This window comes from Phocaeicola faecalis (genome assembly GCF_021730445.1).
Classification (GTDB): domain Bacteria; phylum Bacteroidota; class Bacteroidia; order Bacteroidales; family Bacteroidaceae; genus Phocaeicola; species Phocaeicola faecalis.
Genome location: NZ_JADNRM010000003.1, coordinates 203,788 through 215,922 on the forward strand (window position 1 = coordinate 203,788; position 12,135 = coordinate 215,922).

Below are 12,135 nucleotides of genomic sequence, written 5' to 3' on the forward strand. Positions count from 1 at the left end.
GTGTTTATATCATTTTTATTCGCACAAATAATTCCACAAAAAAATTCCCTATCTTTGGCCAACCGAAAAGAGATTGATTTTAGAGAATTTTGCCGGAAATCTAACTTTGTGATAATATTCATAAAGGCATAAGTAAAGAGGGTATTATTTGTATAAAGACAATTAGTAAGAATCTGATTAACATATTTAATTAATATAGTTAAGATGAAAGGTGCTAAAAAAAGCTGATTTTGCATACTCATGTAAAATCAGCTTTTTGTATTGATAATCAATCTATTGATAAAAGGCGGTACTATTAAGTATATTTATCCCAATATACTAAAAATCTTATTCACAATGAAACATTCTCCATTGTGATTTGCTTTGAACAAGAATAATCACTAATTTTGTGTTATTCTAAAACAGGGAGTTATGTCAAGAGATGTGGTAAAACAAGAACTATTGGCGAAACTGAAACAAGAACACTGCTTTTAGTCGTACAATGAAAACTCAATCAAGGATATTCCAGATGATATGCTGATTGAGAAAACCTTGTTACATCTTGACTTGGAAGAAATAAACCAACTGTTTCTAATTTATCCTTTCAAGAAAATCAAGCAGGTGTGGCTGAATTATCTTGTTCCCCAAGCGGAATATCTCTACACGTTGAATCGTTTCTTCGCATGGTATTATTTCAAGGCAAAGAAGCCAGATGCTTATATAAAGTCTATGGCTACCCGCCACCTTAATAAAATGTTTGCATGAAAGGTTTAGCTCCACACACGCTGCAAGTTTTTTTGAAGCTGTCTCTAAATTGGACTGTATCAAACCCTATCTTTTGGTAGGTGGCACAGCTTTGTCATTGCAAATGGGAACTCGACAAAGTGAGGACTTGGACTTTATTTCAAAAATCCAAAGAGAAGAAGTCCTAATAAAAAAACCTCATAAACACTTGTTTATGAGGCAATTTTTTGTGGACCAGCCTGGGCTTGAACCAGGGATCTCCAGATTATGAGAACGATAAAATGATATTTTGTGACAGCCAACAATTTTAGCCTTTATTGAATATCAAATAATTATATAGGTTGCTACTCTCTATGAAACTCACTAAATCTCCCTAACTGAAACCGTTTGTTTACGCATTGTTTACGCAGAATTGCATGAAAAGGATACCGATATTAAGCCTATTTGGAGTAATACCAAGTACCTTCTTTTGTTTTGCATAAGGTATAATGCTGTCGCAAATTATTTGTGTTTTGCGACAAAATGAGCCACAGTTTAAAACAACCTCAACCAGTGCATGTTTATACCAAACCTATACACTCTGAGTCTATTTAAGACCAAGTTGTAGTTCTAATCTTTTTATATGTTCGTTTACTCTGTGTTTTCTCGTTTCTTCCGGAACAAATTTTTTGCAATAAACTTTCATGTTACCACAGACAGAAAAACAAACAAATGAAATAAAGAGAGTTATTGGTTTTACCAACTCTTGATTTTCTTCATAAACAGCTCTTTTCGTTGCATGTGACAACTCTCCGCGATAGCAATATATTATATCAATAAGAGAATCAAAGTTTAGTTCTTTGTGCTTATCTGTACATATCTGTTGTATCTTTAAATACAAATTATAGTTTTGTTCCTTAATCATATTTATTGTTGATAATACGGCATATTTAAGCATGTCTGATTTTCTGAAATTCTTTTTTTGCTCTGCTGAAAATTTACCCTCTGCAAAGCAATATTCTAAAATCATATAAAAATGAATATAGGCAGAGATATAATCAAGTTTGTCTAAATAACTATTAGCTTCTCTAAAGAAATTATATGGCACTTTAGCTTCTGGTATAAATGTTTTGTCAAGCATTAGTCTTGAGAAATTGTCACTAGTAATTAATGCCTTTCTCTGTTTGCTTAATGATTTCCTCATAGAAAACAATACCTCATTTTTAGCCTTGTCTATCCATAATAAATCTAAGTATTCATTATAATAGACTTTCATTACGCCATGCTGAAATCCACCATAAACTTCTATATTACGAAATATATCAAGCATCCTACTGTCAAGGTATTTGTCAATATTCATAGTAAATGATGCTTTTTCTCCATTTCTAGACAATTCGACTAAATCAGAGTGCTCAATGCTAATCTTTTTGGAAACAGATAACATGTACGTTCCATTTTCGATGTACATTTTTATTTTATATAAACAATATAATATCTGTACCGGCTCTTTCAGTACAAAGTTTCCATCAATAACCGTTTTGGCTGTAAATATAATATTCATATAATCTGTCTGATTCAAATAATCACGCGTAAAGTTAGCAACTTTATTGTCATATAATAACAAAAATGAAAATTAATCATTATTTTTGTAGTCAAAAGGTGTAATAATGGAAGATGTAAATCGAATAAAACTCGTTTTAGTTGAGAAAAAACGTACTAGTAAATGGCTCTCAGAACAAATGGGAGTTAACCCATCTACTGTGTCAAAATGGTGCACAAATACATCACAGCCAGATATAACTAGTTTGCTAAAGATAGCAGACTTATTGGAAGTAGACATTAAGGAACTGATAGTTCGTGAGTATAAAGCCTATTTACTATCGCAAACATGACACCAAACAGCGCGTACATTGTGTTCGTGAACTGCATTTACCTTTGCAAAAATATTAAGATATGCCGACAAATAAGAATGCTTTGACAAGATACAAGTATCTTGATGAAATGCTGTCAGATAGACATCATTTCTATGATATTCACGACCTCACAAAAAAATGCAATGAGAAACTTATTGATGCAGGATTCCCTGAAGTATCTCAGCGTTGCATTGAAAAGGATATAAACTATTTGGAGTATGATCCATTTTATGCTGAAATAGAACGCTATAGGGTTAATGGTCATCGGTGTATAAGGTATAAGAACCCTTCTTTTACTATCTTCAGAAAGGAACTGAGTGAGGAAGAAAGCAACCTGATATTGGAGGTGCTTAACACAATAGGACAATTTGATGGTTTGGCTCATTTTGAATGGCTTGACCGTTTCAAAATCGGACTTGGTCTGAAAAAACGTCCTCGGATCATTAGCTTTAGTAATAACCCTTACCTGCAAAATTCCAACTTGTTAGGTGTATTGTTCGACAATATTTCAAACCAAGTTGTCATTAAATTGGGGTATCACACTTTTACAGATAAAGAAACTAGAGAAATCATTTTCCATCCTTATTTGCTTAAACAATATAATAATAGGTGGTACTTGATTGGCGCGGCTGATGATGATGGCAAAATCCTCAATTTCGCCCTCGACAGAATTGATGCTGTGACTGCTCTTCCTGAAGTGAAATACAAACCATGTAACGAAGACCTGGCTGACCGTTTCGAAGATATTATTGGAGTAACCCTATATGAAGACCGGGATGTTGAACATATCCTTTTCTGGGTGAGTAATCGTTCTAAGGACTATGTTGGAACCAAGCCGATTCACGGGTCACAATGCCAATATAAAAGTGAAAAAGATGACGAATTCCGTAAGCAATATCCATCTCTTAATGAGGGTGCATTCTTCTCTATAGATTGCATTCCGAACTATGAGTTAATACGTGAACTTTGTTCCTTTGGTAAAGAACTTATCGTGTTGTTGCCTTCATCCATCCAAGACGATATTTTTAATCATATTAAATCAATGCTTGATAGTTATTCTGGTGTACGAACATAGGGTTCGTTATGCCAATTTACCTTTGCAGCAGAAATAATAAAAACAAGCGTTATGAACACTCAGAATCCCAACAGCATTTTTGTTTTCGACATGGACAATACATTAATCAAAACGGATAAAGCTAACAACCTCGCCTATTCCGAGGCAATAAGTTCAGTACTGGGTGTAAATTATAATATTGAAAATGAGAAGAGATTTACGAGGAACGAACTAAAGGAGTTATTTCCCCAATTGACACAAACTCAAATTAATGAAATAATTGATTATAAAGAAAAGTGCTTTGAATCGTACCTCACTGAGACAGAGCTGAACAGTAATCTACTCAGCATCTTGAAAAGTCTCCATCAAGAAGGACATCATACAATTCTATTAACTAATTGTCGTTCTAGCAGGGCAATTAGCCTATGTAACTTCTACAATCTCACGAAGTATTTTGTTCAGCGTTTTTTTTACGAAGATTGTATTGACAACAAATACACTCTTCTTAAATCTCTGGGGTACGACTTGCAGAACGTCGTTTTATATGAAAACGACGAGGCTTCTTCCTCAGAGGCAGTTACTAACGGAATTAATTTAGATAAAATCATCAAAGTAGAATTTTGAAAAGTATGGAACAGTTTGTAATTCAGTCAAGAGCCAGTTTTTGTCGTAAAAGAGAAGGTGGTCTCGAGAAAGCCCTCAAGCAAGATATAATCGCTTTTTATCACAATGATTATCAAGGTGGTGGTAACTGGCGCGTGTCTGGCACCATTGAAAATCTTATCTGCACTTTTAAGAATGATGTCACGACATATTCACAGCAAACTCTGAATAATGCGATAAACAAACTTACTCAAATTTTGAAAGTCGACTTGCCTGAGATTCTGCGTCTTAGTGGAAAACAAAATCTTCGTGTTTGTGTCATTCCTAGATCAAAACGAGAAAATTCGTATCGCTGTAATCAACTATACTTAAGAGCCACAATCCAATTTGTGACACAACAATTGAATGGTTTTATAGATGGTACACATGATATTATTAGACACACTGATACCGCCACAACGCATTTGGCTCGTAGTGGTCATGGAGGTTCAGGCGAATTGCCTTATGTTGGTATAACAAAAGATACGTGTAATATTTCGGATGATGTAATCGGGCAAGATATATTGCTAATTGACGATCTTTACACTAAGACCGTTAACATTGACGAGGATTGTATTCAAGCCCTATTGGACAAAGGTGCAAAAAGTGTCATTTTCTATTCTATTGGCAAAACGTTATCAAGATATTAAACAAAGCTCTGTATATGAAATACTCGGAAAATGCATTAAACATTCTAACTGTTCGTACCTTTCCTCAAAAGGGGCCTGCGTGGATAGATAAAAAAATACGTGGAAACGAAGACTTATCTATTTTATATCACCTTTTAGAGACTCATGAATACGAGTTTATGAAAAAGCGGGAAAGAATAGAATCTGTCATCAACCAACTTGAAAATTGTACAGATGGTCTTGTCGCAATCGGTGATGCTAATTTCCCTTCTTTGCGCGGAAGCGTGAAACCAGCAGACAAGCCTTTTGCACTTTTCTATAAAGGTGATATAAGCTTGCTAAGCAAAGATAATTTGAACATTGCTGTTATAGGAGTCCTCAATCCTGATGAAAAGATTGAACTGACTGAGAGAATGGTTACGTCAGAAATTATAAAACACAACGCAACAATAGTGAGTGGCCTCGCTCTTGGTTGTGACTCTATTGCTCATAAAACAGCTTTGGAGAAAGGTGCCAAAACTATCGCCATTCTACCTAGCACTCTTGACAGTATCTTACCTAAGGAGAATGTAGAACTTGCTGAAAAAATTGTCGAAGCAGGAGGATTGCTTATCAGTGAATACTACGAAGCTCCCAAAAGTAGAAATGACATGGTGAGCAGATTTGTTGTTCGAGACAGGCTACAAGCTTTATTCTCTGATGCCGTACTCTTATCTGCAAGCTATGCTCCCAATAACTTAGGAAATGATTGTGGTTCGAGACATGCCATGGAAAAGGCTAAATCCTATGGTATCAAACGTGGCGTTATCTATAATGACAGCAAGCATCACAATATTGCAATGTATGATTTGAATCGTCAAATACTTGCTGAAGACAGAAGTGTAATACGCATTGACTCTGCTAATATGAGTGAGGCTGTTCTTCGGCTAGTTACTAAAACGAACAAACATATTTTATTTTAAGACCAAAATGGGATTTAATTTAAGTGCGGATTTCTATGCGTGTCGGATTGTTATTTGCTATTCCGAATTTGTGATTCAAAATGATAAAGGATTAGATTTCTTAGGATATTTTGTAAATAACGAGTAATATGAACATAGGCTTCGTGAATATTTAGTACTTTTGTAAACCAAAAAATAAGCGATCTTTGATAGGTTTGGTGAGCCAAAATGTTATTTGACTTTTTGTCCGGCGTGGTGCAAACCCTATTTTCGCAAGAGAATAGATTCGCTGGATATCTCTTCGCTTGACGGGGAGACGATAATGTTAGTACGTTAACGTGATAACACTTTATACGATGTACTTTCTATTTTTTTTGTTTTTATGTTTTATGACTTTATATATTTATATTGTCTATTATTTTTTTTACATAAAGAAAAGACGTTTTGGTAAATCATTCCTCAGAGATCGCTTTTATATAAATTGAGAACAAGAATGGATAAGAAACAAATAGTAAAACAGGTATCTCAAATCAAATCAAAAGAAGATTTGTTGAATCTCCTCAATTGTATCAAAAGAGACGAGCTTGAGGAGATGGGATTTGATGCTTCTAAGTTTCATCCATTCACAATTAGGCACCTTAACTATTATTGCAATCCAAATAATGTTTTCCATCGATACCGTCAGTTTCATATCAAAAAAAAATCTGGTGGAACCAGAGTAATTACGGCCCCGAGAAACCGCAGCTTTATGATGATGTTGCAAGCTGTAAATGAAATTCTGAAAGCCCTATACTCTCCTTCCGATTATGCTATGGGATTTACTGAAGGCAGATCAGTAGTTACTAATGCCACCATTCATAAAGGTCAAAACTATGTTTTCAATATTGACCTGAAAGATTTTTTCCCTAGTGTTGAACAATTTCGTGTATGGAAAAGGATCCAATTAAAACCATTTAATTTCCCCAAGCAAATAGCTAATATTGTTGCGGGGCTTTGTTTTATGCGTCAAGTAAGAAACGTTATTGACGAAACTAAGGAGCATGATAATGACAAAAAATTCAAATATGTTTTGCCACAAGGTTCTCCTGTCTCTCCAATTATTACTAATATGGTATGTGATACATTGGATCGCCGTTTAGCGGGATTGGCGCGTAGGTTTGGGCTTCACTATTCACGATATGCCGATGACATTACTTTTAGCTCAATGCATTATGTATATGCCCCTAATGGTAAATTTCATACAGAACTGTACCGCCTGATTACAGAACAAGGATTTATCATAAATAAAGACAAAACACGCCTTCAAAAACTTGGATCACGCCAAGAGGTAACAGGCATTATTATCAGTCAAAAGCTTAATGTTACTAAAAAGTATGTAAGAGATATTCGTAATATTCTTTATATTTGGGACAGATATGGATATACGACAGCAATATCCAAGTTTCTTCCTAAATATAAGGCTGCCAAAGGACATGTCAAAAAGGGAAACCCGGATTTGCAGAATGTTATTGATGGAAAACTCATGTATCTGAAAATGGTGAAAGGTGATGAAGATTCTGTATATGTGAAACTTTATACGAAATTTCAGGAGTTAGTCAATAGAGATTCTAGTTCGGATAAAACCAATTCTTATGGTATTACCTACATTGAGTCTTTACCTTTTCTGAAATTTGAGAAAGATAAAAATACAATTATCACTATCCATCACAAGGATTGTAATAAGCGATATGCTACGTTCAAAATAGGAGAAACAACCCAGATAGTATCAATAAATAAAAGTGTAACACCTGATGATGAACAGCAAAAAGAGAAGCTGGCTATCTCTTATTGTAGGGATTCTAAAGGAGAACGATTTTGGCTCATACATTTAGTTGATAAAATGACTGAATTCAAGCCAAAACCTGTTGATATTGATGAATTGAATAATGATTTAGACTTACTATTAAGCATTTGATATGGATGATAAGTTGATGTCCACGATTGACAAAATAGCAAGATTGACTCAGCAAAATACTGAGTTTGATATGGAATTGCGAAAGCGACTGAATGTTGCTTCCGCAAATTCTGTTTTGTCAGACGATGAACGTATAAACGATATTTACGAGTACTGCATTGAGGACATCATAAAGAAGCAAGCTACAGAATTTTATGCAGACTTCCCTTTACAGACTATAAAAGATCGTTTGATTGGAGATTATACCCGTATGGAGTCATTCAGAAGAAAAGATAATTTCGAAGACTTTTGTTTGTCACTGTATCAACAGATAGAGTGTATGACTAATAAATTGTGCGAGAATAAAGATCTGTCTGATATTACAGAAATAATGTGGGGGCATCCTGCATATCTGAAGATAGAAAAAGGCAAAGATACATCCATTTATAACAGAGGTGGTGACTATACAATTGCAAGCTTATTGTTCCCAGGTAATAACAAACAATCAGGAAATACTAATGCTTTTGTGAAATCAAGAATATCATTGCAAACTCAATATGCAATGGACAAGATACGTACTATTGTATATTTCTTGGGTTATAAAGCAATGATGAAGAGCGGTGATTATGACTCGTTTGTTGAAATCACGTCGCTGCTAAATGATATTTATCAATGTCGCAACATGAATCACCGCGGAAACTCTCAAAACCAATGGGAAAAAGAAACCTTTGACAGAATATTCCCTTTGAAATCACTCTATTATTTTAAATTTCTAGGGGTGTTGGCGCAATATGTTGAATATATAAAAGAGGGGTGGGGGGTATATCCCAGAATTAAAAAAATATAGCAAAAGCATTGAGAAACAGAATATTTCTGCTCCCCAACCCAAAGTGTTAGGTAAAATAGAATTGAAAGATGATGGGAGAAAGCATTTTAAATAATCTTTAATTTGAGCCTTATCTGTATGAAAAAAATATCGTAATTTCAATCTTCTAATGGTAGGGATTTTTTATAATGTTTTTGGCAGTAATGAAGAATTTCACCAGGAAGTTTTTGAGTATCTTATTATATTCCTATGTAGAAATATTTTTAAATTATGTTGTCATAGTATAGACTATAAGGTTGATAAAAAAAAAGATATTTTTATTTCCCCTTTTTGTTGTAATATTATTTCAATGCATTGTTTTTCTACTATATTTCCTATCATCCACAATAGGAGGTTTATTCATATTTAGAGAGAATTTAACTTGCTAGCAAATTGCTAAGAAGTCATTTAGCACACATAACCTATTGAAAGTTAAATAATATCATTTTGTATTTAACTTGCTGGTAATTTGCTGGTTAGTTAAACAGAGACAGAAAGCCGTCCGCATTGTATGGTATCGCATATGAACTTCATATGGAGCAATATGCTATCAGCCCTAATACCACCGTATAAACAAACAAAAATATCACCAATACTTTCATCCAGAAATCAGAGAACCAAACGCCTTCATTTCGCCTAAGGATTTTGCGCATACTAGATTCATGGTTCGTTAACATTTTCGTTTGTTCGGAACGATGATTTTCCAATACGGTTTTCCATGTCCCGATAGCTTGGTTTAAGAGTTGTTGAAGTTGGGCAAGATGTTCGGAGCTTATGGTTGCCTTGAACTGTGTATCTCGTTCTGTTTTTACAATCGCATTGCAAATGCCGTTGATGATATTGCCAGAACTATCAATAGCAGTTTTCAATATCATTGCAGCATCACGCTCTGCTTTAATAGCGTCTTGAAGGTCTTGGTGAATCTTCAACAATGCCTCTTTTGCTTCACGCACTTCCGCAAGTCGCTTGTCGGCATCCTGCTTTTCGGCCTCTATCTCATGGTTGATTTCAGCCTTCTTAAACATGTCATCAACGTCTATTGATGGAGCGATTTTTGATTTTCCAATTCCCATGATTCTTGTCTTTAATGATAGTATTTATCTGTGGAGTCCTCTTCTGCGTTTGCACATGCTGTTTGCCATTCTTGCACAGCGGCGTGCCCATTCTAGTTCATCCTCGTCTTTGTCTCTTCCCCAGCCGTTTGTGTCAGAACCGCCTCCGCCACTTGAAGCAGCCATACTTGTGGCAGCATCCAAATACCCTGCAAAGAGTAAAAGAGCCGTGTGCTGTATCTCTTCGATTTTAGCCAATGGATGGGCTTCCTCCAAAGAACAATCTTGTCGGATGATATTATCTGCGACTTCGGGTATCTCCACATGATATCTGTGATATTCATCTGTCGCTATATCGTAGTGCTTTATAACTAGCTGTGAAATAGGAATAAAATCTGCTGTCCGTGTTTGGCAAGAATTAGTTTTTGCCGGTTCGGATTTCCTTTCCTGTGGATGTAGTTTTGCCCAAGTAGCCTCAATCTTTGATGGAGTAAGGTTTCGTCCGATACCCAACACGGATGACTTATAAGTGGAGTTACCCCGTTTGATGGAATAGCCGTAAACGCCGCCATCGTCTTTTTCTTGCAGGTGTACCTTATAGCCTCGCTTAACCAGTTCTGTTTCATACTTCTGCCAACTGAACTCCTTTATTGCGCGAAGTATTTCCATGCAACAGTCAGATATTTCCTGTTTGTGACGTATGCTGATTTCTTCCGACTGTACCCATCCCCGTCTCTCGTTAATGATGTTCGCAGCCATGACAGCCCTTTCGCCAATCTTATGACTGTCGTTAATTTTGCCATCCATGTCCACACGGTTGGCATCAATATGCAGATGGAGAATACCACTTTTGGAATCACGATGTAGGGCTGCTATGTGTTGTGAACCTTTGAGATTGGTCTGCTTTGAGAATGCCTGTTTGGTCTTTTTGGAAAGGTCTATAGAGTCAAACACACGAATGAACTCATCTGCCAAACGTGTCCAGTCGTCCATCGCCCAGTCACAACTTTCTTCCTCAGATGGGGAAATCTCGATTCTTATCACATTTCTGCCAAGAGGCCTGCCCTTATTGATTTTTTCAGCAAACAGTTTCTGCACAAGCATCATCCGTCCGTACATTGCTTCCGGTGAAATATCATCGGGTAACAGATTGAACTTGACAATATCCGCTTTCTCCTTGTTGATGGAGTATCTTATGGCATTTGCGCCATGCGATATGGTACTGGCTTTTGCTATCATAGCGAGTAAGGAACTTTATTCGGTAAGATAATTCTCTATTTGGCTCCAGCGGTTGATGAGTTGTGTGGCGGCTCTCATCCATTGCTCCACAAACCGGGTATCGCTAAAATAGATTGCCCGCCTATCTGCTTGGATGGACTTCACAGCTGCCGCAATACGGATAAGGTCGCCCCTCGCATCTGTCAGACTGCACAGAGCTTCCACTTCACGCTCAGTCAACCGTTGCCGTGGGTGTTGCCCCAAGGCAGTACGACGCACATAGTCGCTCATGGACAGGCCGCAGGTTTTGGCAAGTTCAGTCGCTTGGATATATTCTTGTTCGGTCACTCTGGCTTCAAGCCGTAGGGTACGCCTTGTAACTTTCTTGTCGTTTTCTTCATCGACTTCTTTATCACTATTCTTTTTCTTCTTCATGCTCTGTTATGCTATGGGTGAAACATCAATTCAAAAAGGGTCAGCACGGTGGGAGCTTGCGACTGCCGGAATACGCCTATGTAGTACGAATAAGCGAAGCGAATTTGTGCGACATAGGAACTTCTTGTAATACTACATACAACAACTTCGGACACACCGTCTCTCTGATAATGGTTATTTGGGACAATTCTCTGAAATATCTTTGTCAGATTCTTCCTCTGCCGCAGACTGTGAACAAACTGAAACAGAAGGGAAAGAAGAAGGGGAAAACAGTTCACTTTCTTCTGATATAACAGGCATATTCTCTCTTTCACTTTGTCGGTCTTTTAGCCGGACATGAAATGGGTTATCAATACGGTTACTGTCCAACATCCATGCCGATATGCATTTCAGCGTGTGAACGCTTGTTCGGTTGTTCTGCGCGGATGAGATAATTCTCAACTGGTTCATCTTGTCAAGTACACGGGATATGGTCTTTTTGTCATAATCCAACTTGCTGGACAATTCCACTTCCGATAGAATGGATTGCCCGACTTGTAAGGTTGTGGAGAAACCTTTCATGGTATAATCTTTTTCTTCCAACACAGCCGCTTCAATAAGTCGGTGAAATATCTTCATACGGTCAATGCCATATTTGCTTCCTGCCAGATATGCAAGTTGATCTGACGAAAGCACTATGCAATAATTCAAGTCTGCTTTCATTGTCTGTATAATTTGAGATAGTTTATAACTGGTGCAGCCAAAAGAGAAA

13 protein-coding genes and 1 pseudogene are annotated in these 12,135 nt (G+C 36.5%); 9 read left to right on the top strand and 5 right to left on the bottom strand.

Annotated elements, in window-relative coordinates; translation table 11 throughout:
- Positions 1–513 precede the first annotated feature (513 nt).
- Positions 514–744: a hypothetical protein gene (locus tag IR173_RS06110; protein ID WP_237038788.1), complete on the top strand. Its 231-nt coding sequence runs from the start codon at positions 514–516 to the stop codon at positions 742–744.
- Positions 741–934 (top strand): annotated as a pseudogene (locus IR173_RS06115) (nucleotidyl transferase AbiEii/AbiGii toxin family protein); the annotation flags it as partial. The gene IR173_RS06110 and the pseudogene IR173_RS06115, both read left to right, overlap by 4 nt.
- Positions 935–1,309: 375 nt before the next feature.
- On the opposite strand, the gene IR173_RS06120 reads toward IR173_RS06115, so the two are convergent.
- Complete coding sequence (locus tag IR173_RS06120; protein WP_237038789.1) at positions 1,310–2,263, bottom strand: hypothetical protein; 954 nt, start codon at positions 2,261–2,263, stop codon at positions 1,310–1,312.
- A 106-nt stretch (positions 2,264–2,369) separates the two neighbouring features.
- Here IR173_RS06120 and IR173_RS06125 point away from each other — a divergent pair, with 106 nt between their 5' ends.
- From IR173_RS06125 to IR173_RS06150, 7 genes are all read left to right on the top strand, one after another.
- Positions 2,370–2,594 carry a helix-turn-helix transcriptional regulator gene (locus tag IR173_RS06125; RefSeq protein WP_195646667.1) on the top strand — a complete coding sequence of 75 codons (225 nt, stop codon included), beginning with the start codon at positions 2,370–2,372 and terminating at the stop codon, positions 2,592–2,594.
- A gap of 61 nt (positions 2,595–2,655) precedes the next feature.
- Complete coding sequence (locus tag IR173_RS06130; RefSeq protein WP_195646666.1) at positions 2,656–3,690, top strand: helix-turn-helix transcriptional regulator; 1,035 nt, start codon at positions 2,656–2,658, stop codon at positions 3,688–3,690.
- A 90-nt stretch (positions 3,691–3,780) separates the two neighbouring features.
- On the top strand, positions 3,781–4,293 hold the full coding sequence (locus IR173_RS18210; protein WP_394800644.1) for an HAD family hydrolase: 513 nt from the start codon (positions 3,781–3,783) through the stop codon (positions 4,291–4,293).
- Between the two features lie 5 nt (positions 4,294–4,298).
- On the top strand, positions 4,299–4,961 hold the full coding sequence (locus tag IR173_RS06135) for an amidophosphoribosyltransferase (protein WP_237038790.1): 663 nt from the start codon (positions 4,299–4,301) through the stop codon (positions 4,959–4,961).
- A gap of 14 nt (positions 4,962–4,975) precedes the next feature.
- Positions 4,976–5,902 carry a DNA-processing protein DprA gene (locus IR173_RS06140; protein WP_195646663.1) on the top strand — a complete coding sequence of 309 codons (927 nt, stop codon included), beginning with the start codon at positions 4,976–4,978 and terminating at the stop codon, positions 5,900–5,902.
- 472 nt (positions 5,903–6,374) lie between these two features.
- The gene (locus IR173_RS06145) at positions 6,375–7,835 is read left to right on the top strand and encodes a reverse transcriptase family protein (RefSeq protein ID WP_237038791.1); all 1,461 of its coding nucleotides are present in this window, start codon (positions 6,375–6,377) and stop codon (positions 7,833–7,835) included.
- Position 7,836: 1 nt separating this feature from the next.
- Positions 7,837–8,661 (top strand): hypothetical protein, encoded by an 825-nt coding sequence (locus tag IR173_RS06150; protein WP_237038792.1) that lies wholly within the window; start codon positions 7,837–7,839, stop codon positions 8,659–8,661.
- A 548-nt stretch (positions 8,662–9,209) separates the two neighbouring features.
- On the opposite strand, the gene IR173_RS06155 is transcribed toward IR173_RS06150, so the two are convergent.
- The 4 genes from IR173_RS06155 to IR173_RS06170 form a co-directional block, all read right to left on the bottom strand.
- A complete protein-coding gene (locus IR173_RS06155) occupies positions 9,210–9,752 on the bottom strand; it encodes a hypothetical protein (RefSeq protein WP_237038793.1) in 543 nt (180 codons plus the stop codon).
- 24 nt (positions 9,753–9,776) lie between these two features.
- Complete coding sequence (locus tag IR173_RS06160; protein WP_237038794.1) at positions 9,777–10,970, bottom strand: relaxase/mobilization nuclease domain-containing protein; 1,194 nt, start codon at positions 10,968–10,970, stop codon at positions 9,777–9,779.
- Positions 10,971–10,985: 15 nt separating this feature from the next.
- Positions 10,986–11,384, bottom strand: coding sequence for a plasmid mobilization protein (locus IR173_RS06165; RefSeq protein WP_237038795.1), 399 nt, complete (start codon positions 11,382–11,384; stop codon positions 10,986–10,988).
- A gap of 174 nt (positions 11,385–11,558) precedes the next feature.
- Positions 11,559–12,086: a hypothetical protein gene (locus tag IR173_RS06170; protein ID WP_237038796.1), complete on the bottom strand. Its 528-nt coding sequence runs from the start codon at positions 12,084–12,086 to the stop codon at positions 11,559–11,561.
- Positions 12,087–12,135: the final 49 nt, after the last annotated feature.

Excerpts from the sequence above, each read along its gene's own strand:
- IR173_RS06110 (WP_237038788.1), top strand. The coding sequence starts at position 514 with ATGCTGATTGAGAAAACCTTGTTACATCTTGACTTGGAAGAAATAAAC.
- IR173_RS06120 (WP_237038789.1), bottom strand. The coding sequence starts at position 2,263 with ATGAATATTATATTTACAGCCAAAACGGTTATTGATGGAAACTTTGTA.
- IR173_RS06125 (WP_195646667.1), top strand. The coding sequence starts at position 2,370 with ATGGAAGATGTAAATCGAATAAAACTCGTTTTAGTTGAGAAAAAACGT.
- IR173_RS06130 (WP_195646666.1), top strand. The coding sequence starts at position 2,656 with ATGCCGACAAATAAGAATGCTTTGACAAGATACAAGTATCTTGATGAA.
- IR173_RS18210 (WP_394800644.1), top strand. The coding sequence starts at position 3,781 with ATGGACAATACATTAATCAAAACGGATAAAGCTAACAACCTCGCCTAT.
- IR173_RS06135 (WP_237038790.1), top strand. The coding sequence starts at position 4,299 with ATGGAACAGTTTGTAATTCAGTCAAGAGCCAGTTTTTGTCGTAAAAGA.
- IR173_RS06140 (WP_195646663.1), top strand. The coding sequence starts at position 4,976 with ATGAAATACTCGGAAAATGCATTAAACATTCTAACTGTTCGTACCTTT.
- IR173_RS06145 (WP_237038791.1), top strand. The coding sequence starts at position 6,375 with ATGGATAAGAAACAAATAGTAAAACAGGTATCTCAAATCAAATCAAAA.
- IR173_RS06150 (WP_237038792.1), top strand. The coding sequence starts at position 7,837 with ATGGATGATAAGTTGATGTCCACGATTGACAAAATAGCAAGATTGACT.
- IR173_RS06155 (WP_237038793.1), bottom strand. The coding sequence starts at position 9,752 with ATGGGAATTGGAAAATCAAAAATCGCTCCATCAATAGACGTTGATGAC.
- IR173_RS06160 (WP_237038794.1), bottom strand. The coding sequence starts at position 10,970 with ATGATAGCAAAAGCCAGTACCATATCGCATGGCGCAAATGCCATAAGA.
- IR173_RS06165 (WP_237038795.1), bottom strand. The coding sequence starts at position 11,384 with ATGAAGAAGAAAAAGAATAGTGATAAAGAAGTCGATGAAGAAAACGAC.
- IR173_RS06170 (WP_237038796.1), bottom strand. The coding sequence starts at position 12,086 with ATGAAAGCAGACTTGAATTATTGCATAGTGCTTTCGTCAGATCAACTT.